The 23,364-nt window shown below is 58.5% G+C and carries 23 protein-coding genes and 1 pseudogene; 11 read left to right on the top strand and 13 right to left on the bottom strand.

Features of this window, described 5'->3' with window-relative positions:
- The first annotated feature begins 60 nt into the window (after positions 1–60).
- Positions 61–927: a YsnF/AvaK domain-containing protein gene (locus tag AWB76_RS24010; RefSeq protein WP_061162635.1), complete on the top strand. Its 867-nt coding sequence runs from the start codon at positions 61–63 to the stop codon at positions 925–927.
- A 694-nt stretch (positions 928–1,621) separates the two neighbouring features.
- Entirely contained in the window at positions 1,622–2,068 is a 447-nt protein-coding gene (locus AWB76_RS24000) for a response regulator (RefSeq protein ID WP_082864515.1), read from the top strand.
- Positions 2,069–2,296: 228 nt separating this feature from the next.
- Here the strand turns inward: AWB76_RS24000 and AWB76_RS23995 are convergent, their stop codons facing one another.
- The 4 genes from AWB76_RS23995 to AWB76_RS42760 form a co-directional block, all read right to left on the bottom strand.
- The gene (locus AWB76_RS23995) at positions 2,297–3,853 is read right to left on the bottom strand and encodes a methyl-accepting chemotaxis protein (RefSeq protein ID WP_074171403.1); all 1,557 of its coding nucleotides are present in this window, start codon (positions 3,851–3,853) and stop codon (positions 2,297–2,299) included.
- Positions 3,854–4,682: 829 nt separating this feature from the next.
- Complete coding sequence (gene hmpA, locus AWB76_RS23990; RefSeq protein ID WP_061162632.1) at positions 4,683–5,897, bottom strand: NO-inducible flavohemoprotein; 1,215 nt, start codon at positions 5,895–5,897, stop codon at positions 4,683–4,685.
- Positions 5,898–6,148: 251 nt separating this feature from the next.
- Positions 6,149–6,592, bottom strand: coding sequence for a low affinity iron permease family protein (locus AWB76_RS23985; RefSeq protein WP_061162631.1), 444 nt, complete (start codon positions 6,590–6,592; stop codon positions 6,149–6,151).
- Positions 6,593–7,404: 812 nt separating this feature from the next.
- Complete coding sequence (locus tag AWB76_RS42760; protein ID WP_279616450.1) at positions 7,405–7,530, bottom strand: hypothetical protein; 126 nt, start codon at positions 7,528–7,530, stop codon at positions 7,405–7,407.
- A gap of 238 nt (positions 7,531–7,768) precedes the next feature.
- On the opposite strand from AWB76_RS42760, the gene AWB76_RS40205 reads away from it, so the two are divergent.
- From AWB76_RS40205 to AWB76_RS23955, 4 genes are all read left to right on the top strand, one after another.
- Positions 7,769–8,671 (top strand): recombinase family protein, encoded by a 903-nt coding sequence (locus tag AWB76_RS40205; protein WP_157696196.1) that lies wholly within the window; start codon positions 7,769–7,771, stop codon positions 8,669–8,671.
- 315 nt (positions 8,672–8,986) lie between these two features.
- Positions 8,987–9,361 (top strand): phage holin family protein, encoded by a 375-nt coding sequence (locus tag AWB76_RS23970; protein WP_061136545.1) that lies wholly within the window; start codon positions 8,987–8,989, stop codon positions 9,359–9,361.
- On the top strand, positions 9,358–9,660 hold the full coding sequence (locus AWB76_RS23965; protein ID WP_061162628.1) for a hypothetical protein: 303 nt from the start codon (positions 9,358–9,360) through the stop codon (positions 9,658–9,660). Before AWB76_RS23970 ends, AWB76_RS23965 begins: the two co-directional genes overlap by 4 nt.
- Before the next feature lie 589 nt (positions 9,661–10,249).
- The gene (locus AWB76_RS23955) at positions 10,250–10,555 is read left to right on the top strand and encodes a CsbD family protein (RefSeq protein ID WP_061162626.1); all 306 of its coding nucleotides are present in this window, start codon (positions 10,250–10,252) and stop codon (positions 10,553–10,555) included.
- Positions 10,556–10,764: 209 nt separating this feature from the next.
- Here AWB76_RS23955 and AWB76_RS23950 read toward each other — a convergent pair.
- From AWB76_RS23950 to AWB76_RS39350, 3 genes and pseudogenes are all read right to left on the bottom strand, one after another.
- Positions 10,765–11,264: pseudogene (locus AWB76_RS23950) on the bottom strand (YciE/YciF ferroxidase family protein).
- Positions 11,264–11,704: a hypothetical protein gene (locus AWB76_RS41855; RefSeq protein ID WP_244173434.1), complete on the bottom strand. Its 441-nt coding sequence runs from the start codon at positions 11,702–11,704 to the stop codon at positions 11,264–11,266. The pseudogene AWB76_RS23950 and the gene AWB76_RS41855 overlap by 1 nt, the downstream one beginning before the upstream one ends.
- Before the next feature lie 8 nt (positions 11,705–11,712).
- The gene (locus AWB76_RS39350; protein ID WP_208606602.1) at positions 11,713–12,693 is read right to left on the bottom strand and encodes an IS4/Tn5 family transposase DNA-binding protein; all 981 of its coding nucleotides are present in this window, start codon (positions 12,691–12,693) and stop codon (positions 11,713–11,715) included.
- Positions 12,694–13,473: 780 nt separating this feature from the next.
- Here AWB76_RS39350 and AWB76_RS39345 point away from each other — a divergent pair.
- From AWB76_RS39345 to AWB76_RS23930, 4 genes are all read left to right on the top strand, one after another.
- The gene (locus AWB76_RS39345) at positions 13,474–13,887 is read left to right on the top strand and encodes an NUDIX hydrolase (protein ID WP_074168931.1); all 414 of its coding nucleotides are present in this window, start codon (positions 13,474–13,476) and stop codon (positions 13,885–13,887) included.
- Positions 13,888–13,913: 26 nt separating this feature from the next.
- Complete coding sequence (locus AWB76_RS41100; protein WP_157694871.1) at positions 13,914–14,279, top strand: hypothetical protein; 366 nt, start codon at positions 13,914–13,916, stop codon at positions 14,277–14,279.
- Positions 14,280–14,306: 27 nt separating this feature from the next.
- On the top strand, positions 14,307–16,697 hold the full coding sequence (locus AWB76_RS23935; RefSeq protein WP_061162625.1) for a hybrid sensor histidine kinase/response regulator: 2,391 nt from the start codon (positions 14,307–14,309) through the stop codon (positions 16,695–16,697).
- A 302-nt stretch (positions 16,698–16,999) separates the two neighbouring features.
- Complete coding sequence (locus tag AWB76_RS23930) at positions 17,000–17,533, top strand: low affinity iron permease family protein (protein WP_061162693.1); 534 nt, start codon at positions 17,000–17,002, stop codon at positions 17,531–17,533.
- Positions 17,534–17,609: 76 nt separating this feature from the next.
- On the opposite strand, the gene AWB76_RS23925 is transcribed toward AWB76_RS23930, so the two are convergent.
- The 4 genes from AWB76_RS23925 to AWB76_RS23910 form a co-directional block, all read right to left on the bottom strand.
- A complete protein-coding gene (locus tag AWB76_RS23925) occupies positions 17,610–18,635 on the bottom strand; it encodes a chemotaxis protein CheB (protein ID WP_061162624.1) in 1,026 nt (341 codons plus the stop codon).
- Positions 18,636–18,756: 121 nt separating this feature from the next.
- Entirely contained in the window at positions 18,757–19,137 is a 381-nt protein-coding gene (locus tag AWB76_RS23920; RefSeq protein WP_157696194.1) for a hypothetical protein, read from the bottom strand.
- Between the two features lie 725 nt (positions 19,138–19,862).
- Complete coding sequence (locus AWB76_RS23915) at positions 19,863–20,372, bottom strand: ferritin-like domain-containing protein (protein WP_061162622.1); 510 nt, start codon at positions 20,370–20,372, stop codon at positions 19,863–19,865.
- A 65-nt stretch (positions 20,373–20,437) separates the two neighbouring features.
- The gene (locus tag AWB76_RS23910; protein ID WP_061162621.1) at positions 20,438–20,932 is read right to left on the bottom strand and encodes a YciE/YciF ferroxidase family protein; all 495 of its coding nucleotides are present in this window, start codon (positions 20,930–20,932) and stop codon (positions 20,438–20,440) included.
- 279 nt (positions 20,933–21,211) lie between these two features.
- On the opposite strand from AWB76_RS23910, the gene AWB76_RS23905 reads away from it, so the two are divergent.
- The gene (locus tag AWB76_RS23905) at positions 21,212–21,769 is read left to right on the top strand and encodes a hypothetical protein (protein WP_061162620.1); all 558 of its coding nucleotides are present in this window, start codon (positions 21,212–21,214) and stop codon (positions 21,767–21,769) included.
- 328 nt (positions 21,770–22,097) lie between these two features.
- Here AWB76_RS23905 and AWB76_RS23900 read toward each other — a convergent pair whose 3' ends face one another.
- Together AWB76_RS23900 and AWB76_RS23890 are read right to left on the bottom strand one after the other, a co-directional pair.
- A complete protein-coding gene (locus AWB76_RS23900) occupies positions 22,098–22,322 on the bottom strand; it encodes a hypothetical protein (protein ID WP_061162619.1) in 225 nt (74 codons plus the stop codon).
- A gap of 462 nt (positions 22,323–22,784) precedes the next feature.
- Entirely contained in the window at positions 22,785–23,291 is a 507-nt protein-coding gene (locus AWB76_RS23890) for a YciE/YciF ferroxidase family protein (protein WP_061162618.1), read from the bottom strand.
- Positions 23,292–23,364: the final 73 nt, after the last annotated feature.

Below are 23,364 nucleotides of genomic sequence, written 5' to 3'. Positions count from 1 at the left end.
TCGCGTCATGCGCTTGCGCAGGCTCCCATTAATCGTTTATGCCCGTTTCGGAGAATTAAAATGGTACAGACAGTCATCGGTGTATTTAATTCGTTCGAGGATGCGCAGCGCGCTCAAAGTCGCTTGGAAACAGAAGGCATCGCGCGCACAGATATGCAAGTACATAGCTCGAATAGCGGCGACACGCCCGGCCTAAGCGACGATGCGACGACGCGGTCCGTTACGAGTGAGACAGCGGGAGACCGCCCTCACGAAGGAGTCGTTGGCGGCATCGAGCACTTCTTCAAGAGGTTGTTCGGCAGCAGCGACGAGCCTGAAGAAGCCGGTCACTATCATGAAGCAGTTCGTCGCGGCGGCGCATTGCTTTCCGTGGACGTCAATGACGAGACAGCCCTCGAGCGCGTGAGGGACTCACTCTATGCCGCGGGCGCGGTTGACATTGACTCCCGTGTCGCGCAGTGGCGCAGCACCGGATACACCGGCTATGACCGAAACGCACCGGCCTACACTGCCGACGAAATAGCGGCGGAGCGCAAGGCGTTTCCAGTGGTTCAGGAGTCGCTGGAAGTCGGCAAGCGCGAAGTGCAGACAGGCGGCGTCCGGATCTACTCGCGCGTGACGGAGACACCGGTCAGCGAAACCGTCAATCTACGCGAAGAACACGCGACCATCGAGCGCAAGGCCGTGGACCGTCCGGCAACAGCCGCCGATCTCAAGGAAGGCTCTGTGGAAATCCGCGAGACACAAGAGCAACCCGTGGTTGCCAAAACTGCGCGGGTCGTCGAAGAGGTCGTGGTGGGTAAGGAAGCCTCGACCAGAACGGAAACCATCAACGATACGGTGCGGGGGACTGAGGTTGACGTGGAAAGAACGGTGGGTTCGGGGGATGGTTCCGTCGTCCCACCGGCCAAGCAGCCTCCTCTTTGAAATAACGTTGCGATGTGCGGGAACTTTGGCGCAGTTCCCGCCATCCGGTTTTCGGCAAAGAATGGGCGCGCTCGCATTGGCCTAGACAAGCGCGGTCGTCAATCCTCACGGGACGAGTTCGACGCAACGTCGCTCTAGTTCTGCTTCATTTTTCCAGTCGCCTTTCCATTCACGCCAGTCTTCCCGTCTGGCGCCATTCCTTTCTCTCGTTTTTGCATCAGCGTGGGCCCGCTCGGGCTGCTTGCCCCCGCGGAAGCACCTCCGCTTGTCTGGTCCGCGGCAGACGCGCCGTGCTGGGTCGCTGGTGTTGGCGCGGTCTGAGTGTTCTGCGCGGCCGCGGCCGCACTTACCGTGAGAAGGAGAGCGCTTAAAAGGTACGAGGTCTGATTCATGGCTGTCTCTTTCTAGATGGCAGTTTTAATGAGCATCGGGTCGTCTATTCTGTAGATAGGAGGTGCGAGATGTCGCAATTATTCGAAATCGCACTGGAACGCCAACCGGGCGGCTGGGTCTGGGCCGCGCTTTTGCATACGGAGGGTTCAACGCTCGTGGTCGGACAGTCTGCCCGAGGGTTTCCCACGGAAGCAGCCGCACGGCACGACGCAGCACGGGCGTTACCCGTCCACTACATCAAATCCCTCGTGCACCCATAGAGGTAAGGGCATACCCGTTGCTAAAAGCCTAAAAGCTGAACATGACTCTGTTAAACCACGTCATGTTCTCAATGCCTGGTCTCTGGATCGATCGTTCTTTCGCGAGTGTTTCGCCGCCGGTTGTCGTGCTCATTGTCGACGACGACCCTGCGGGTGCGCAGGCATTAGCCGCGGTGCTTGTCATTGAGGGTTACCGAGCGACGGTCGTAGCTGGGGGCGAGGCCGCTTTCGAGACGCCGGCAGCCTGGACGCCACATGTTGTGATCCTCGACATAGAGATGCCCGGGTGCGACGGGTACGCGGTGGCTTCGGCCATGCGCGGCTCGAGCCGATTTGCGAACACACCCATCATCGCCTATACCTCTCTGCCCGAGGCGGACGTCGTCGACCGTGGCAAGCAAGCACAAATCGACGCCTTTTGTCGGAAAGGTACCTCGATCCGCCCGCTGCTCGATCTCATTGAGCATGTCGCCCCGGTGTTCGGGTAGGTCCCACAGAATACGCGATCAGCTCACCCTTCTCAACTTCTCAACTGCTGCGCGGTGACGATTCACGCTGCGGCGTTCGAAGCCGCAGCATCTTCAAGAGCTCTTCGGCACCTGCCACCGTCACCGGGCGACGGTCTCGAATCTCAGTCGCCCGCCACCACACCCAATTTGCACCGACTTCCGCGCCCATTCTGTAGCGCACTTACCACACAAACGTCCCGAACTCGACTAAACACAAAAGAATGCGACGGCCTGATTCAAGTTCCGTCCCTGCTGTTCGAGGGACTGCGCGGCAGCCGCCGCTTCTTCGACGAGTGCAGCGTTTTGCTGCGTGACTTCGTCCATCTGTGTGATTGCCTGATTCACCTGCTCGATGCCGCGTCCCTGTTCCGCCGACGCCGCCGAGATGTCCTGCATGATGTCCGTCACGCGCGCGACGGCGTGCATGACTGCGGCCATCGTCGTTCCGGCTTCGCCCGCGAGCACGGAGCCGCCGCGCACCTTGTTAGTGGAGTCGGCAATCAGTTCCTTGATTTCCTTCGCCGCCGTCGATGAGCGCTGCGCGAGGCTACGCACTTCGCCCGCCACGACCGCGAAGCCTCGGCCCTGCTCGCCCGCCCGCGCGGCCTCGACCGCCGCGTTGAGCGCGAGAATGTTGGTCTGGAACGCGATGCCTTCGATGATCCCGGTGATCTCCGCGATTTTGTCCGAGCTTTCGCTGATGCCGTTCATCGTGTCGACGACGCGGCCGACCACATCGCTACCTTTTCTCGCAATCTCCGAAGCGTTCGATGCAAGGGTACTCGCCTGCTGCGCGTTTTCGGCGTTCTGACGCACCGTGGACGTCAGTTCCTCCATGCTCGCCGCCGTCTCCTGAAGCGACGCGGCCTGTTCCTCGGTGCGCTGGCTTAAATCGGTATTGCCGGTCGCGAGCTCCTTGGCCGCCCCGCCCACCGCCCCACTGCTTTCACGCACGCGGCTGACGATTTCGGTGAGGCGCGCGTTCATCGTAGCGAGCGCGCGCAGCAGGTCGCCGGTTTCGTCCTTCGTCCCGGCGACGATGCGGCTCGTCAGATCGCCGCGCGCCACCGTCTGCGCAATGCCGACCGCCTCGCCGATCGGCCGCGTGATTGAACGCGTGACGGTCACACCTGCGCCGATCGCGAACAGTGCCGCCACCGCGCACAGGGCGATCAGCGCGGCGCGCTGCATTCGATAGCTGGCTTCGTGCTCGCGCACGATGTCTTCGCGACGCGCAGCCGTGTAGGTCGCGTAGTCGTCAGTGGCCTTCACCAACTGCGCGAGCAGCGGGCGGCATTCATCGTCGAGCGCCTGCACCGCCTCCTCGTGCCTGGCCGCGAGCGCAAGCTCGACGATCTTCGTCGCGACCGGCCCGTACAGCGCCTCGACGCGCGCCATCTCGGCCGCGAGGCTCTTTGCTTTCTCGCTCGTGTCGGTCGCGGTAGCGAGCATGTCGTGCAGTTGTTTCAGACGCGCCTGCACGTCCTCGTGCGCACGCGTCACCTCAGACTTCTCAAGATCGACATCGGCCGGCTTGGTGACGAGCACGAGGTTGCGTGCCGCGATGGCGCGACGGTCGACCGCCGCGCGGATCTGACTAGCTACGTCGGCTCGCGCGTTGATGCCGTTCACGTAGTGCGCAAACCCGTTCTTCGCCGTCGACAGCGCGTACAGGGACATGCCGGCTACAAGCGCCACCAGCATCGTCAAGACGCCAAATCCAACAGTCAGCTTCGCCTTAATGGTTAAGTCTTTTATTGTCACTTTGCTCTCTCAGGTTGTTCAATCGTGATGCTGCCGCCCGTGCTGACCGGCCAGTCGACTGGCGACCCGGGCTCGCTATTGAAGGAAGCGCTCCTCGCCATTTACGGCGGGAAAAGCCAATTCTGAAGGGACTGACCGGGTCCTGCCTCTGAGGCGTGAGCATTCGTGCGTCGGTATCGGGAGGCGCCAAGTCGTTCTCAGCCGCAGTGTCGGCCGCCAGAATTGCTCACAGTCACTGAAGAAGACCGAGAGTGTGCATGCCTAGCAATCGATTAGAGGGTTAGAGACCGACCGATATGCTTGCATTAGTGACAGCGTCTCTATGGCGTCGCGGGTCTAAAGTGAAGCGGTGCGCAACTTCCTCACAAATCCGAAAATGCAAACTACGAAGACGAAATTTAAGGAAATTCGACGGGCTCTCGAGAGAGCGACCGCAAACGTCGAGGCTGCGGACGGGCGCATTCGGCAACAGGCGAAGCGCATCGATGAATTGGCGCGGACGGCTTGGACATTACGTTGACCGTGCGGGTATTGCAAGTGATCCATGACTCCCGGTACGCCAGCGTTCAACACCGGGACGTGCTACTGGAGCGAATCAATTTTTTGCCTGCGTTGCATCACCGCCACCCTGCGAGCATGTGTCGAGTCGAGAATTCATCCCGGTGATCGCGTGCGTCCGCAAATGATGCAAGGTTGCGCGTCCATGTCGCGCTGCGAGGGTCGAAGTCCTGCGATCCGAACAAAAAAGCGGAGCGCCGCTCAAGGCGCCCGCCGTGCGTCACGGCCCGTGCCGGCACCGTGACCGCGCACTATGCAGAGATGCCGCTGTCTATTCAGCGAAAAGATCCGGACCGAAAACCTCATAATGGATTCTCGATTCAGGAACGTCTAGCTGCCTCAAGGCGTCATGCTGCACGCGCATGAAGGGAATCGGACCGCACACATAGTAGTCGGCATCCGGTAACAATATGATGTTTTTGATTTCGCCGAGGTTGATAAATCCCTTGCGATCGAAATCAACGCCTTGTACATCACCCGCCAGCGGATCATCGTAGTACACAACAGCCTTAAAGTTGGGATAGGTTGCGACGGTCTGTTTGAGTCGGTCGCGCATCGCATGAACGTTACTGTTGCGGGCGCCATGAATGAAAACGACCTGTCGTTGCGGGTTCAGGATGGCGCGCTTGAGCATGCTGACCATTGGCGTCAAACCGACGCCGCCGCTGATCAACACCAGCGGGGTTGTCGCATTCACGTCGATGTAGAAGGTCCCATAAGGCGCGGCCAGCTTGACTTCATCGCCTATGTTGACGTGCTCGTGCAGCAGGGAGGAGACCTGACCGGGCGGGCGCGTTGCATCGCCCTCTTCCCGTTTAACCGAGATTCGGTAGCTGCGCCCATTGGGCATATCGGAGAGGCTGTATTGACGGATCTGTTGCAGGCCAAGTGCGGGCACATTCACGGCGATACTGATGTACTGCCCCGGCTCGAAGTTGGGCACGGGCTGCCCGTCGACAGGCTCCAGAATGAACGAGGTAATGACGCTGCTTTCGGGGCGTTTTTCCTTGACGACGAACGCTCGCCATCCGTTCCAGCCGCCCAGTAAACCTCCAGAGCGCTCGCGCAGTTCGCTCTCCATACCCATGAGGAGGTCAGCGAGATTTCCGTAGGCTTGTGCCCACGCCGAGATGATCTCCTCCGTTGCAGCGTCGCCCAGCACGTCCTTGATAGCGCCCAGGAGGTGCTCACCCACAATGGGGTAATGCTCCGGCCGCACATCGAGGCTGGCGTGCTTGTTGGCAATGTTCTTCAAGACCGCCGCCAGGCTCTCCGGATTTTCGATGTTCTCGGCGTAGGCGTAGACCGCACGAGCGAGCGCTTGCTGCTGCTCGCCTCGCTCCTGATGCGTCATGTTGAAGACGTTCCTGAGCTCCGGATGAGCTTCGAAAAGTCTCGTATAAAACCGCTTGATAATCGGGTATCCGTGCTCGGCCAGCACGGGCGCCGTCGCTTTGACAATGTCCTTCGTCTTTTGCGTAAGCATAATTTTCTCCCTGAAGGTATGGGGTAAGCAAGGGCAGCAATCACCATACCGATGGAGGCGACCACCCCCTCGACGCGGGTTCCCGTGCTGGGAGCTCACGAACTAACCTCGCTACTACTGAGGCTCGTGCGAAGGCTCGGCGGCCGAACAACCAGACCAGGACCGGCTCTGTACGAAGCCGGCGCTCAAAAAATTGCTGTAGTACCTGCGATGAACGGAGCCCTGCGCGACGTCTTCCCTTCTTCAAAAAACTAGCGTCTGCGCTCGCCGCCTCCGGCGCGATCGTCGCGCAATGGGGACACGTCAATGTCCCGATCTTCCGAACGCAGGTTGTCACGCGCCTCTTGTGCAAGCTTCTCGTAACGCTTGCGGAAATTGCCAAGTTCCTTTTGATCGAGCTCCTCCAGATCGAGCAGCGCGTTATGCGCAGTGTCGATCGCCCGGATGATCTCGTCCAGCTTGATCTGCATTGCGGCCGTATCGCGGTTCTGCGTGTTCTGGATTAGAAAGACCATGAGGAATGTGACGATGGTCGTCGACGTGTTGATAACCAACTGCCATGTATCGCTGAAGTGAAACAATGGCCCGGACAGGCCCCAGACGATCACGAGGACCACCGCAATGACGAAGGTCGAAGCCCGGCCAGCCAGTTTCGCGAGCGTATTCGAGAACTTGAGGAACCAGGAACTTTTCATTCGGCGTCTCCACGTGATTTTGGCGACAGTCACGACACGCTGACGACCGCGAAGACCGAAGCCGTGCGGGCGTTTTGTCAATCGAACGCCGAGACGTGTACAGCGCGTTGCCCGTCTCAGCTCTAAGAAGGCGGCATTGAGCAACGTCGCGGCGCAAGTGCCTAGCCTTCATGCTCATTGTCGCGCGGGACAACTTCGTTGTCTGGCATTCCCGGCCGGGTGAGGTGCTTCGATGGTGCTAATCACACAAGGGACGGCGGGGACGGCGACCGGTGGCGCTAAGAGCAAGCCGCAACCGCCTCGAGCACGCTGCCAACTGAGTGTACCGAGTGCAAAACCTCCGCGTCGCGCCGAGCCGAGCCGAGCCGAGCCGAGCCGAGCCGCTAAAATTCTGCGACGAGCAACGATGTTCGCCCATCTTGGCGGGCAGCAAAACCGCGAGGGTCGACACTCATGGATGGTGGTGGACTTAGGAAAGACTTGGCCTCGACCAAGTGGACTGCCCTCTGGGCACAAGCCACCGTTGACCTTGCGGTAATCGCTTTGACGCCAGAAGGCACGCAGCGGCGCGCACATCGATCTCCTCTTCACCGATGTCGTGATGCCGGGTTCACTCAAGTGCCCGGAGATGGTCCGCCGAGCCATGTTGCTTCAACCTGACTTGAAAGTCCTTTTTACCTCGGGCTACACACAGGATGCGATCGTTCACGCGGGAAGCTGGATGATGGTGTCGAGCTTCTTAGCAAACCATATAGCCGCGCTGATCTGGCCGCCAAAGTTCGACACGTCTTGGGTACACCGGTCGAGCGCTATCATCTTTCAACAGTGCGCGCCCGGCAGAACACCAAGGCAAGGCGGCCGAACTGAATATCCTGGTAGTCGAAGACAACGAACTCGCGCGCGAAGCGGTGTGTGAACTGCTGCTGATGCTCGGTCATCGTCCCGTGGCGGCAGGGACAGACTCAGGCGCTCGCGGACGTCGCGCGCCACCCTTTCGATGTGCTGCTCACTGACATCAATCTGCCCGACCTGTCAGGGATTGAGCTTGCCGCGCAGGCCAGCTCATTTTGCCCCGGACTGAGTGTGATTTTGCCTCCGGTGAGCCCGTTGAGAGGGACGAAACACGCAGCTTCGCATGGTTCGAGCTGCAGAAGCCCTACACGGTTGAAGAGCTTCATGCCGTCATTCGGAAAGTCGTTGAAGAGGCGGACGGGCGTTGAGCTATCCTTCCGCATGACGGCGTTGGCTCTGTTGCAAAGCTTTAAACTTTTCGTTGGCTGCTTCATTAACGTAGCTGTACGCGGCGTATCGGTTGAGATTGCGCAACGACGGGTCTATGCGGGTGCGCCGCCGCCCAACATTGTCATGGCTTGGTTACGAGTCGCGAAGGCTGAGCGAAACGCCTGGGCTTGTCTCAACACTACGGACCTGCTGGGCTGGCCTTCCTGTCGAGGACGAGTGTGCCGTTGTGTTGGCATTCGGAAAGCGATATCGATGTCTGTTTACGTCATAGTCGAAGTCGCGACGGCGAGCAAAAAGGAAACCTTGGAAGCGCTGAGCGCGAACGGTATCCCTTGTGAAGAAAACAATGTGTGCATAGACGAAGAAAAGTGCACGCTACCTGCGCCGGAGCGCCCAATACTGCAGCGGACGCTCCGCGGGCTGCGGTCGGGAGACCTGTTGGTCATCAATTCAGTGTCCTCGCTCGGTAACAGCGCTCTCGACGCTCTTACTACGCTTCGCTCAGTGAAGAAAGCCGGCGCGACCGTCGTCTGCCTGGTCTACGAGCGCAAAGACGCCGCGCCTCTAGATGACGAGCTTCTGATGAAAAGTCTTGAACTGGTCGCCGAACTCGATCATGTTGTGCGTCAAAAGCGAGCCAAGGAGGCGTCGGACGCGGCTGTGCGACAAGGCCTGCGCATCGGACGCGCTTGTAGCTTGAGTTTTGCTCAACAAGAGGCGGTCGTCCGCGCACTCTCGAGCGGCCGCACTGTCACTGAGCTCGCGCGACAGTATGGCGTCGCACGACAGACCATCATTCGTGTGCGCAGAAAGTGGTCGCTCAAGCTCGAAGATTGAAGCGGAGAGATGGGATATCTGACGCATGCGGGTTGTGAGACAGCTCGTCGGTCGATGGGGCGCGGCGTCGCCTTGGGCGACGGCGAGCGCGGCGACTCGGTGCTCCTCCGAACGAGAGACGCGTCCAGCAATCCACCCAAGATCTTCGCTGCCGATCATCAGCCGCCTGCCCATGAGCCTTCCGGCGTTTGGTAGATAGATACGGAGGATGGTCGGTTTATCAAAGACTGCGGCGCAGTCAGGCGCTGGCACGCACGCTGCTCCTAAGAGTCATCGCATAGCACCACCTCTCGACTGAGACGCGCTGGAGGAAGGATGACAATCCAGGGAAGAATCGCCACTTGGCGCAAGATCAGCCATTTCTGCGCGGGACGGCTCATCGATTACGGCGAGCTGATTCCTATCGAACTGGTTGAGACGAAGAAGCGCATGCTGCACGAAGTTGTCGCGCTCATCGCGCTGACGATTGGCCTGCTGTTCACGCTGTCATTCGTCTCGATCGCGGTGATCGTAACAGCAGCCGGCACGCCGTATCTCGTGCTGACGGCGTGGTGCGTGGCGGGTGTTTGGCTGGCTGTGGCAGTGATTGCTTTAATCGTCATGTTGACGCGCAAGCCCGCTGAGCCCTTTCGCCTACTGCGCGACGAGTTGCGTCACGACGCCGATGCCATCAGAGAGGCGGCGCAATGAAGCACGCTGAAGCTCAGGGAGCGCTTCTCGCGCGCATGGCGGAATCACGCGCCGAACTGGTGGCCGCGCGAATCGCAAGCGAACCCGCAAGGGTCACTCGCGCGCCGCGCACATTGCCGGGCAGCACCCGTGCCGCACCGTGGTTCCTGCGCACACCCAACGCCGAATTGATTGCGCTTGCGCTCGTCGGCATCTGCATCCTCGGGCTCCGTCGCACGGTGCAGACGGCAGTCGGAGCAGGACTGGGCGCATCGACCCATCGGGTGGTCGGAAACGTACTTGATGCGCTGCGCAACTGACTTGTGTTGATGGTGCGATAAGCGCCAGCGGCTCGACGCTTGCCAATTCGCCACGCGGTAGCGCCGCCTTCAGTCCTCCCCGATAATCGCGCTCGTGCGCAGCCATTTTTCCAGCCGCGGGCGCCTCTTCCCCGAGTCTCGATCGTTCGATCGTTCGGCCCCAGTCAGCATCAGTGCAGCGTCGTTTGCCCCAGTCGTTCGCACCTCACCGGCGTTTATCAAGTGCCACTTCGACGTGAATACCAGAAACAAGTCCAACACCGAAGGGCCGAGGCAAGCCATAAGACCATTGTGCCCGTGTAAAACGCCGTGCAGCCGGCCTCCCGCCCTCTAGGCCAGGAACGACGACACAAAGCTAACGCGTGCAAGCGAGCGTCTATTGCAAAACGTGTGCGTCATAAGCGTTCTCGAACGATCTGAGGATAAGCGTTGGGCTCGTGGCAGTTGCTCGACAAGTCTGCCGGTCTGCGCCGCTCCGCCGGCTTCCCTACAGGAATACAATTTGCACTAGAAACGACGGGATGGCCGCCCCGCAACTCAACGCGCAACCGAACATCCTGCATCTCTCAAACCTGATCAGGGGGACGAAATGGACTCGTATGCAGCAGAGGGAAACATCAAAGAAATGGCGGGAAAGATGCAGGACGCCGCCGGTGAATTACTGGGGGCAACGGGCACGCAGGCGGCTGGCAAGGCGCGCGAACTTGGCGGCAAGGCACAACAACTCTGCGCGGACACGACGGAAATTGTCCGAGGCAAGACGGTTGAGAGTCCGTTCAGCGCACTTGCTGTAGCCGCGGGATTGGGATTCTTGTTGGGTGCGGTATGGGCTACGGCAAATTCGACGCCACGGCGTTCTTACCCAAGACGGTATCGAGGCGACGATCAGTATTAACCGAATCATACGTCGCTCCGTTTCACCGGCGGCGAATACCGTCGAAGCTCTCGTCATGTTCACGCTGCCTTCAGCCAGCTGACGGATCGGTCGCACATTGCGTGAAGATGGTGAACTACCAACCGACCATTGCGGCGGCGTAGTTCTGGCGAGGCTACAGAAGATCAAACCGCGCCGCGTCCCACAGAGGTTAGCGGCGCGCTCTTCTGCTAGCTAGTTACCTTCTTCCCGGCTTGCTCTTTGGAAACTTCTTGTTCAGCTAACAACGTCAACTTTTCGTCTGTTGCCTTCTCTTCCTTCAGGGTCTCAAGAAGCAGTTGCGTCGCGGCGGTGTAGCCAAGCTTTTTGGCGAGCGCCGCCAGTGTTCCATACGTGGCAATCTCATAATGCTCGACTTTCTGGGCCGCTGCGATCAGCGCAGCATCGAGAATAGGGCCCTTTTCAATCTCTTCGATCTGTTCCTGCCCTTCCTCGACAAGCCCTTCCATTGCAACGCATTTAATGCGCTTGAGTTTCACGTTGGTGCTTTCGACCGCCTGATCGATCCGTTCAATCTGTCCCTGCGTTTCCTCTAGGTGGGTCGTGAAGGCGGCAGCAAGATCCGGATTGGTTGCCGCTCGAGCCAGCTTCGGAAGCGCCTTGGTCAATTGCTTCTCTGCGCTAACACGTCCGACAAGGCGTGGGTAAACAAGTCGTTTAAGCTTGAAATTACCCATATTTTCCACGGCCCAGGCGGTATCCGAGTTCAATGTCGATAAGACGATGCATGCCGCGCCAGATGACCTTATTGCCCGGCGGGGAATCGTTGGCGCGTGCGAGATAGCCGCCCAGTTGGGCGAGCTTGATGAGGCTGCGAGACAGGGGAGGCGCCTGTGCGGTGCGCGCCGTATCTTTGACGAGCTCGTCAAGAAGCGTCAGCTCGGTTGCGGTAAGCGCCACCTCCGGTGGGGCTTGTGGTGCAGAGCGATTGATCTCGGTCAGCCAGAATACTCGCCAGGCAAGAATGCAGAAGATGGCGATCAGATTGGTCAACCGGCTGGCTGTGCGCAATTGCGACTCTTCGGCCTTGCAGCCGGACTTCAGGTTTTTGTGAAACGTCTCAATTTTCCAGCGCATCGCGTACCAATCGATCTTTTCGATCGCGTCCACACGTGAGTTCACCGGCAGATCGGTGAGCAGCTTCCATTCGATGCGTGGTCGGTCCGCGGGCGCGCCGCGCTAGTGGCATGGATGACAGTCAGTCTGAGCGCCGGGTAGTGCCGCTGCTTTGCGAGGGGCGGCCAAACCGTGAGGCGTCGATATCTGATCTCCAGAAGCGCCTGCTGGGGGTGTCCTTTGGCGTCGCGAAATTCGATCCGATGCAAGCCCTTCACCCGTACCTCTGACATTTCATCTGCAACGGTTTGCTCGCCGTCGTCGCCGGCTAACCGGTTAGAGCAGGTACGCACCAGAAAATGCGTTCCAAGCTCACAAGCGGCACAAAACAGTTCAAAGATGTCGCTTTCCCGGTCACCGATATGCACACAGCGATCCGGATCGCCGAGTCGAGTCGTTGACTGCCGCAGATTCTCAATCCAGCGAAAGCTTTCCTTTTTCTCGATCGGTATGCGTGTGAAATTGACTTTGCTCCGCATCGTCGCGGTGTCTTTGAACTCCTTTCGGCTCCAGAACTTTATGGCTGTCAGTCCGAGCGGCAGACCTTCAGTTGTGACGGCGAGACTTGAATGCATCAGGATGCCGCATTGCGAGCTCGGTTTCGCCTGGCCTCGTCGCTCGGCTGAAGTTATCGCGGTACCAGCGTAACCAACGAGCTCAGGACGGTCCCTTTCGTATGAAAACGTGGTGGTGTCCTGGAGTACAAGAATAGGTCCATCGGTCATGGAAAAACGCTGCGCAGTTGCCCGGAAATGTCCACTCAGAATGTCATGCTCACTTACGCGATCGTTGTCCATGAAGCGATAAGCTGCCTTGGTATTGGCCCAGTCCTGGCAGGCAAGAGGGATGGTCTGCCCCATACCCTTCCATAATTGCTCTAGCACCATTCCAAACCGTTTTCGAAGCCGGACGTCCCTAAATTCGCTCCCTGCAATCTCGGGATCCAACCACGATTGATCATCTGCTTGATCTCGTTTTTTCATCTATTCATGTAGGTATACTACCTATTAAAAGGTTAACAGAATTTCTGATAGAGATGTGGGTAATTTCAAGGTCGTTTAAGGTCTTTACAGCCATGGGATTTCTCCTGGGTCGATCGCCGTAGACGGCCGTAATCAAAACACCCGTCAAGTTCTTCTGCATCAATCCGACGGGCCATGGATGGGCCTCTATCGGGGGCCTGACCTGCGCCGAGGTCCGCGCCGGTCGTCGGGTCTGATGTCGGATCTGAAGCGGTGCGCGCTGTCATTGCTTGCAGCACCTCCACTTCCTCCTTCGATACACCCACAGTCGCGGATATCAAAACAAATACAGACCGTGGACCCTCCCGCCAGACCGGACCAAGTCCGAGTGACGGAAACCTGTCAAGCGATCGATGGCCAATGACAATTACCCCAGCCGTTAGCCAGATTGCGGCAACGACGCGCGTGGACCATGTGGCAACCAGCGCTGCCAGCGAAAGAAGCGTGAGGAAAAAAACCTTCACGGCGGAACGTGCTCGCATCGTGACCTCCAGCGGAAGACGAGCTACCGGTACGGTGTAGCATGCGTGCGCGCCAGCGGACAAGTCATCACCCACACGGCTCTTGCGACTCGAACATCACCGGCGGCGCATCACCATTCTCGCGAAGTCGATAGTAAGGTTGGTGATAAGGTTGATAGTAAGCGTTATGCAATTGACTGCGCGCCGATGTGAGCGGCCGACCATGGCGCAAGGTCGGCTACATGCAAGGCACGCCCGGGCACTGACAGGAGCGTCATCGATGAAGCGCAGAGCCACAGTCATTTGTGAACGCGACGGCAAAGTTCTGCTGGTCGCGCGGGAGCAAGGACGTTGGGCATTCCCTGGCGGACGGCAGAAGCGCGGAGAAGACATTGGCGAAACTGCACGGCGTGAACTTCGAGAGGAAACCGGCCTCGACCCGAAAGGTATTTGCTATGCCTTTCAATTCCGCGGATTACGAACGCGGCACTATGTCTTTCTTGCGCTCGTCGGAAGGTTAGACGAAGCGATACCGTCAAACGAGATCGTGCGTTGTTGCTGGATGCTGCCCACCGATTTATTGCGTGCCGCAGCGAGTATTCCAACCAAAGGGATTGCCGCGATCCTTCTTAGACAGACGCGCAGCGGTCAGCGGCACGAGGTCGCCGAGGACATCGATACGGGGACCGCATAGGCCAATCACATTTGGACCACGTCATTGTGTCCGATCTCAACATGCCGCTGATGGCGATTCCCACAGTTGCGGAGCATGTCTCGCTCGTTTTGCAGATAGCCTGTCGTATGAAGGCAGGCATGGCGAGAACTGGAAACGGCTTCCGCAAAAAAACGCCCGAAGCGCGAGATGATCGCGCTTCAAAGCGCTCATTGCAATCAGCGGAATGTGAGCCAGCGCATGTAGGCGCGCCAGAAGTTCTTACATCCCGTCCGGGCGCCCGTTCGCCGCTCTCTCAAACGCTGCCTTACCATCAGCAGCGTTTTCAACCTCTGCTGCGCAAGCATAATGCCTCAAATCAAAACACCAGCAAGCCGCTAAAATCGCGGCGAACAATACGGCACAAGCTCTAGAAGAGAAAAAACGACGGATACATTCTCATGGACAGCAGCACAAGTAAAAAAACCCGAAAAACACGCGCAAGGTCGCCCACAGATTGGGCTCAAAACACGCTCGACCTTGCGGTGCTTTCCCTGACGCCAGACGGAACGATTGCTTCCTGGAATTCCGGCGGCGCCTTAATGTATGGCTACAAAGCGGAAGAAATCGTCGGCCAACACTACTCGGTTCTCTTTCTCGATGGAGCAGTGGGCGACGGCATGCCGGTGGTCGACGCTGAGCTTGACCGCGCTCGCGAGCGCGGCAGTTGTGCGATTGAAGGGTGGCGCAAGCGCAAAGACGGATCGGTTTTTTGGGCAAGTGTCGTCACATCTGTGCTTTTAGAGGAGAACGGTGAACCGGGCGGATTCGTGAAGATTGTGCGTGATGAGACGGAAAAGCGTCGAGCGCACGACGCCGTTATCGAAAGCGAGCGCAACTTCAGATTGCTTGTGCAAGGCGTAACCGACTATGCGATCTTCATGCTGTCACCCGAAGGACGCGTGACCAGCTGGAATTTGGGTGCTCAACGCATTAAGGGCTATGCCGCTGAGGAGATTCTCGGCTCCCACTTTTCTCGATTTTATGCGCCGGAGGACATATCGGCCGGCGTGCCAGTGCGGGCGTTGAGCACTGCCGCCAGCGAAGGACGCTTTGAAGCGGAAGGCTGGCGCCTGCGTCGCGACGGCTCACGTTTTCGGGCGCATGTGATCATTGATGCGATCCATGATGAAGCCGGCTCGCTAATAGGCTTCGCCAAGATCACGCGCGATGTAACCGAAAAGCACGAAGCGGCCGAAACGCTCGATCAAATTCGGGCGGCCCTCTTGCAGTCGCAGAAAATGGAGGCTATCGGCAAGCTTACCGGCGGTGTCGCGCACGACTTCAACAACGTCTTGCAGATCCTGCGCGGCAATCTTGAACTCGTGACCAGCCGCTACTCGCGCGAGGAGTGGCTCATGAACCGACTTCTCAGCGCCCTCGCAGCGGTTGACCGAGGCGCCAAGCTCGCCTCGCAGCTGCTCGCGTTTGGTCGCCGGCAGGCGCTGCGCCCGGTATCGGTTAACCTCGCGGCCATGATTCGCGGGATGGACGATCTCCTTCGCCGTGCGCTCGGCGAGACCATCCTTGTTGAGACCGTGATATCAGGTGGTTTATGGAACGCCATGGTGGACACGCATCAACTCGAAAACGTCTTGTTGAACTTGGCCATCAACGCGCGCGATGCGATGCCCGATGGTGGGAAACTGACGCTTGAGCTCTCCAATTCGATGCTCGACGACCGCTACGTTCGCGCTCTGTCCGATGTGCCCGCCGGTCAGTACGTGATGTTAGGCGTCACCGACACCGGGAGCGGAATGTCGCAGGACGTCATCGAGCGCGCATTCGATCCGTTTTTCACCACGAAGCCGGAGGGTGCAGGCAGTGGCTTGGGTCTGAGCATGGCCTACGGTTTCGTTAAGCAAAGCGGCGGTCATATCCGGATCTACAGCGAAGTCGGGCACGGGACTACCGTGCGTATCTACTTACCGAAATCGTCTACGGAAGCCTCCACGCCTGTAACTCGGGCAAGCGCTGATCTCATGGGTGGTAGCGAGACCGTCTTGGTAGTCGAGGACGACCTTAACGTCCAGGCAACCGTAATCGAGATGCTAGCCGGATTCGGGTATGGCGTGCTGAAGGCAGACAACGCGGAGCTAGCGTTAGCCGTTCTCAGCAGCGGCGTGCATATCGATCTTCTCTTCACTGACGTCGTCATGCCAGGCTCACTCAAAAGCCCTGAGATGGCGCGACAGGCCGTGAGGCTTCAGCCGCACTTGAAAGTGCTTTTCACCTCCGGTTACACCCAAAACGCCATCGTGCACGCCGGGCGGCTAGACGAGGGTGTCGAACTTCTCAGCAAACCCTATAGCCGCGCTGATTTGTCACACAAGGTTCGGCAAGTCCTTGGGACGCCCGGTCGTACGCTATCGCCATCCAACAACGAACATCCGCTACGGCACCCGGGCAAGATTGTCGAGCTCAACATCCTGGTCGTCGAAGATAACGATCTGGCGCGCGATGCGGTCACAGAGCTTCTGTCGGCGCTGGGTCATCACCCGCTGGCGGTAGGAACCGCGACTGAGGCTTTTGGCGAAATCGCTCGGCATCCATTTGACGTGCTATTTACTGACGTTCATCTGCCCGATATGTCTGGCCTTGAGCTTGCCGCGCAGGCGAGCGCTTTTTGCCCAGGCTTGAGTGTGATTTTCGCCTCAGGCGCGCCGATCGACAACGACAATTCGCGAAATTTTGCATGGTTTCAACTCGCCAAACCTTACTCCCTCGATCAGCTGCAGGCTGTCCTTTGCGATGTGACTAACGTGGTGGACCGTCGGCCATCATCCATCTGAACGGTCACAACGACGAAGAGCATTCGTTCTCGATCTAAGGGTCCTTATAGTCTTGCGCAGGCAAAGGGACGAAGGCTCGTCTCGGACTTCTCGCCCCATTGCTCGACTCAGCGTTGCACCAAGCCTGCTGGCGGCATCTCGCTCCTCGGTGACGAACGGCACACCCTCTCACCATGGCTCCGCGCCTTTTGCATAAAGCGCCACCGGCCAACGGAGAGCGGCGCGCCCTCGATTACGCTACAGCTGTAGGTTGGTCGAAAGTTCGCCGGGTTAAAGTGAAGGTTCCGTTGTTGGAGAAAAAGATGAGTGAAGAGAGTCGTTTCCCAGAAACCGACGCGATTGATACCGTACCCGCGACATCGACGCCCGCCTACGCGAATCCGCATCCCGTTACAAAGGCTTTTGATGCGTTCGCCAGCGCTGTAACCCGATGGGCAGGTTCGCCCCTCGCTTTTGGATTGGCAGTCGTCTCAGTCGTCGTTTGGCTCGTCTCGGGACCGTTCTTCCACTACTCCGAGAACTGGCAGCTGGTCATCAACACGGGAACAACGATCGTTACGTTTCTGATGGTCTTTCTTATTCAGCAAAGCGCCAACAAGGATAGTGTTGCTGTCCATCTCAAGCTCAATGAATTGCTCGCGTCACATCGCTCTGCAAACAATCAGCTCATCGGCATCGAAGATGCGTCAGAACAGGAGCTTCGCAAGCTCGCGGCGGCTTACCTGAAACTCGCTTCGGAAAACACGCAACAGTCTGCTTCTCACGACACGGACTTTGGCGCCGCCTCAGACATCGCGCGTCGACTCGCAAAAGCACAAACACACACAGGCTCTTGATCTTTTCGCCCGACACTCGGATGAAGCCGACACCGGAATGCGAGCAGTGCAGGATGGGCGAGGATAAATAAGCTCTTCAACGTCGCTCCGCCTCGCCCGTCCCACAGGTAGCGTTGTCGGCCAAGCAGTCTTGCAAGATGCGCATGACCGATGCTTTTGCATCCTCCAGAGTAGCGATTCGCGCAACGAGGTCAGAGACGTCGTTGCGGACCTGTTTTCCTTGCTCGAGCAACTCATTCGCAAGGAATATGCGTTCCTCTATTCCCCGGATGGCCTGCCATATTGCGTTCTCCGACTGCCTGCGTTGCTCATCTTCGAGCGAAACAGCAGAAAAAGCGTGACCTGTATGACAGCGGTAGCGCAGCGGAAAGCCGCTGCCGATTCGCCATATGACGCCGCCGCAGTCCGGACAGGTAAGCGCGCTTCGCGCGCCAATGGCCTCGAGTTCAGCAAGCTCGATGTTCCCCGTGCGAATCATCCTGTCTTCGGTCTCCGCTACTAACACGTCCGTTTGATTTCGCGGCTGTGGACTGTTCATGGTCGGCTCCAGCGCATTAACGATGGCGGCCCCTAGCTCCGCGATTGGGGCGACGACGTCTGCGGTCGTAGCCCGCAGCGCATTGATGGGCATACTGGGCGAGCGACAATCAGTCGGATCCTGGACGATCGCGTATCCGCCACAGGCCCGCACTGCCTTGAGTCCTGCGGCGCCGTCGTCGAGGTCACCTGTCAACACAACACCGATGACGCGTCGCCCATGCAAAACGGCGGCCGAACGAAAAAGCGGGTCTGCCGCAGGACGGGTAAAGTTCTCTTTCGGTCCGTTCGAGAGTAGCGTCTTTCCGTCGAACAGCAAAAGGTGGCGGTCGGGAGGCGCTATGTAGATCGTCGACTGTGCAAACACCTCGCCGTCGCAGGCGTGTCTCACGGGTAAATCGCACGTGCTCTGCAAGATAGCCGGCAGAATACTGGGGTGCGCACCGATATGCATCACCGCAAACACAGTAGCCGGCATATCCCTTGGTAACGCACCAAACAACTGCTTGAGCGCTTCCAGGCCGCCGGTAGAGGCTGCGACTACGACAATATCTCGTCTTTCCATGAATTCCTCGTTGTATGACGACGGGCGCCTTGAATCTGCTTGTCGTTCAGCGCGTCCATCCGGGTATGCAACGGTCTGCAATAGCGCCAGCCGCTCAGCTTCAATCCTAAGCCGCTCTTGCTCAGAACGGTCCGGATGGAAGCCATTTAGGGCCTTGAGCAATGGTTTCTGTTCGCCGCTCGACGCGCGCAAACAGCAGGAACTGCTGGAACAGAAAAATAAAGCGGCCCCTGCTATCCTCCGTGATGCGCGTTAGAAGTGGCGCGAGAGTCGCACGAGGGTCGACTGTTTCTTCGGAACCAACCATCACGCAGGCGAGGCGCGCCCACTGGGCATAATTCAGGCCTTTCTCGGTCGGCGTTGAAGTGGCCTGCGCTGATTCTGCCACCTCGGCATAGCTCTTTGCGCCCGTCGCGCGATTCGCACGCGTGCTGATCACCATCAAATTACCGGCCGCGCAGGCGCCGTTGTTGTTGATACGATCGATAGACCAATCCAGCACGACCCGAATGGCTCACGGCTCGAGGGTCACAACACATCTGTCGCAGTCGATCCGCTTAGGGTATTCCGGTGTGACATCAGTATGCACGATCCGACGCCGCCGCATGTCGCTAAGCCTCAACCGAACCCACTTCGCCTGATAGCGGGTTGGCTTGTGCTGCGCCACCCGAAAGTGCGCTTTTCCCGCGCTGTATCCGGCCAGCACATCGGCGTTAGCGCTTCCAGGGTCCAGGAACCGTCCGTAGCGGGCGAAGTCCCAGCTCAGGTCGAAGCCGAACTCCGGATGGTATTAATCGAACATCTGGCCTCCCTTTGGTGCTGCAACTGATTCAGGTCTAACCAAAACTGCGAACGCGGTCCGCCGATTGCGATGAAGTCAGAACTCTTGCCTAGTCGCGCCAATTCCAGCGGAGCCGTGATGTTGACCTTTGATTTCACGATCACGTGTCGCCCGTCGGAAGCGCTACCCAAGGACGCGGTCGAACAGATCGCGACGCAATGTGGCTTGTGCGTTTTGACAACTCTCGTGGCAACCTCTTCCAATATAAGATTCGCCGGAAGTGCCGAACCCCGAGCGGTACGCATATTTGCTGAACAGCTCCTTACCGTCAGAGGCGTGCTGTCGGTCAGGGTCGACCCTGTAACGCTCAATTAGAGGGCGGTTCTTCATTCATCGATCGACCCTTCACCGCTTCACCTGACAGACACATTGGTAACGAGGCGCTGCTATTTCTTTGCTTCTGCTCCGGGCGTCGCGGCGCGCATGAGGTACTTTTGCGTGACGGCCGGAACATGCTCTAACAACCACTGCGCCATCGCAACTTCCTGTGGCAGGATTTGCTCGCAGGCGGCCTTCGTTTCCCTGTCCCCAACCGCCTCGGCCGCCGCAATCAGCGACGTGTACGATGCGATTTCCAGATTTTCAAACACATAACTAGAGATCGCTCCCTTAACGACCTCATCGGACATGGCCATACCACCGGCGGCCTGGCCAAAAGCCATGACTTTGGCAGCAATGTCTTTGATCGTCGACGTGCTCCCGCCCAACCGCTCGATACACCTGGCCACCAGTTTCTGCTGTCCGAGCGTCTCTTCCAGGTGTTGGTCAATTCTCGCCTTGAGTTCCGGATAGTGCTCGAGCCGTCCGGATTGCGCGCGCAACATTTGCTCAGCTTGTTGCTCCATGGCATGCGCATCCCGTAGCCAGTCCAGAAGATGCTCTTTCGGGTCAGTCATGTTCCTATCCCCTTAAGTCGTTAAATGCCGGCGTCTTGCGTCGCCCAACACTCACATAGTGGAGCTTACTTTCCGACCTGTTCCTTGGAAAGCTCTTGCTTAGCAAGCATCGTGAGCTTTTCGTCGGTCGCCTTTTCTTCTTGCAGGGTCTCCAGCAGCAGATTCATGCCTTCCGTATATCCAAGCTTCTTGGCGAGCGTGGCCAACGTTCCGTAGGTCGCGATCTCATAGTGCTCGACCTTCTGGGCAGCGGCAATGATGGCGGCGTCCAAGATCGGACCTTTTTCAATTTCGTCGATTTGCTCTTGGCCGTCTTCGACGAGTCCTTCCATCGCCACACACTTAACTCGCTTCAACCTGATCTCAGAGATTTCGACAACTTGGTCAATCCGTTGAATCTGTCCTTGGGTTTCCTCCAAATGGGTAGTAAAAGCCGCAGCTAGCTCCGGATTAGTGGCAGCTTTCGCCAGTTTCGGCAAAGCCTTGGTCAGTTGTATTTCCGCGCTATATACGTCTGAAAGCGCGTGGATAAAAAGGTCATTCAATGTCTTCGTTGGCATGGCTTCTCCGCAGTCATTTGGCGCAGACCGCGCCAGATATCAACGCGCAACGAGCGTGCCGCGTTATCACTGGCATCGCCTTTCACTGGCAGCATGACGGTCATCATGAGCGTCCTTCCGCCATAAATCTTGCCGCCATGTGCGTTGGGCGCAGGGCCCGCTGTTCCGCTCCCTACTTTCGCATCCTGAAAAAGACGCGCCGCTAAGGCGAACTCTAAATGCCGTCGGACTGCGCCCAATGATTGCTTCACACGGAAAAACGTCAGCGGGTAACCGAACATGAACCAGGAAATTGCAGGCCAGTTCCTCCTCTACTGCGTTCTTCCACTGTGGCTCGCCGCTGGAACCGCGGATGCACTTTGCCACCGATGGTCCGATCTGCCGAACAACGCTGGCGTACGCGAGTCGCTAATGCATGTCGCGCAGCTCGCTGAGGGGGCCGGGCTCGTGCTATGTGCGCTATTTCTTACCATCAACGCGTTCGCGATCTGTACGATGGCCGCGCTCATCGACGCTCACGAGTTCACCGTATACTTCGACTTGAGATATGCGGGCGGACAGCGCGTCATCACGCCCGTCGAGCAGATGGTGCACAGCGTGCTCGAGATGGCGCCGATCATGGGTTTCGCGATTGTCTGCCTCTCTCATCCAGACGCGTTGGCCTCCGTGACTCACTCGAACGCAAGCTTTGCAATGGCACCGCATGAGCCGCCTCTTCCCCCGCTGCGCGTCGCGACGGTGCTCTTGCTTTGTCTGCTCTTCGGCGTTGCGCCCTACGCGATGGAACTTGCCTCCTGTATTCGCGCATCGCGCATGAAGTCGAAAGCCCGCCGCTGAGCTGCGACTCGCATGCGGTCACCACCGATGTCCTGACTTGCGCACAGCGGCGTCACGGCTCGCAGGCGAAGCCATGCTGGTCAGCGTCGGTATTATGGGATCAGGACCCGGGCCGCGCCTCTGCAATAGGCCGCTGATACTTCTCGTCGCAGTGGGCGCTGCTCTTGGCGCCGATCACCGCAGAGGCAACGCAATGCATGCCAAAGCACAATCGACGTCGACGAGCACGCGGCACCCAGCGCTTCGGTGATAGTCACCAAGCCAAGTAGTCCCCTCGCCGAGCCCGCCAAACTTGGCCGGAACGCTCAAGCCTGGGAGTCCCGCCTGTCTAAGCGCGGACAATGATGCGCCGGGGCCAAGCCGCATTGCCATCAACGGCATGAGCCGCGGGGGCGATGATTTCTTCGCAAATCGCCTCAGCCTCGGCGCGCAGGTTTAAAAGCCGCGGAATATCAAACCTTCCCGCCAGCTCTTCCCAAACGGCCAGCATCGTCGAATAGCAGGCATTAATTTCCTCTATCGGCTCACCCCTAGATGGGATAACGTACTCCATTCAAAGATCCCTCTTACCGTGGCCCTTCCGGACGATGCCGTGGTTCCCTTGCGCACTCTCGTGCGGCGGAATCAAGCGTTCGCTGATGAACGACGAATTGCAACAGGACCGCTCGCTTGCGCAGCTGCATCAGACGGCTGCCCCTGCGCCGCCAAGGAATGCGCCGCGCCCGATGGCTTCGGATGCCGATCGGTACAGACGCTCATTCCGTTTCGGCTGACCGCGATGTATCCCATAGCACGTGAGCGTCGCCCGTGCAGCAGGCCACATAGTCCGATACACGATTCCCGAGGAAATCGTCCTCGACATGCGGGCGGTCACGGGTGCCGGAAGGGTCAACATCGCGCAACGAACTGCGGCGTCATAGTAGTTGCAGTGGGTCTTGCGCTGACGATAATTTGGCCTGGGTCCGAAGGCGGTCCCGACGCGCCGCGTTCCGTTATGGACCGTGGCGCCCCTGCACTACTTGGTGCCTTGCTTGCCGGCCTGCTCTTCCGATACTTCCTGCTCTGCCAGCAGCGTCAACTTCTCGTCGGTCGCCTTTTCCTCTTTTAAGGTGTCGAGCAAGAGATTCATCGCATCGGTGTAGCCGAGCTTTTTCGCAAGTGCTGCCAAGGTCCCGTAGGTCGCGATCTCGTAGTGCTCGACCTTCTGCGCCGCTGCAATCAAAGCAGCGTCGAGAATGGGTCCCTTCTCTATCTCCTCGATCTGTTCCTGCCCTTCCTCGACGAGACCCTCCATTGCGACGCACTTGACGCGCTTGAGCTTAATCTCAGTGCGCTCAACCACCTGGTCGATTCGCTCGATCTGCCCCTGCGTCTCTTCGAGATGGAACTTGAACGCGGCAGCCAGATCAGGGTTTGTTGCGGCTCGCGAAAGTTTCGGAAGTGCCTTGGTCAGTTGCTTTTCGGCGCTGTAGACGTCCGACAGCGCATGCGCGAATAAGTCATTTAGGGTTTTGGCGGCCATGAATAATTCTCCGGGTAGGTGCTGCAGGACGCGTTCGTTCAGATGGACGCGTCGATGAATGATTGCTTTCCAA

It is taken from the genome of Caballeronia temeraria (assembly GCF_001544795.2).
Taxonomy (GTDB): Bacteria; Pseudomonadota; Gammaproteobacteria; order Burkholderiales; family Burkholderiaceae; genus Caballeronia; species Caballeronia temeraria.
The sequence above is the reverse complement of the archived record's forward strand: the minus strand, read 5'-3'. Positions and strand labels throughout refer to the sequence as shown.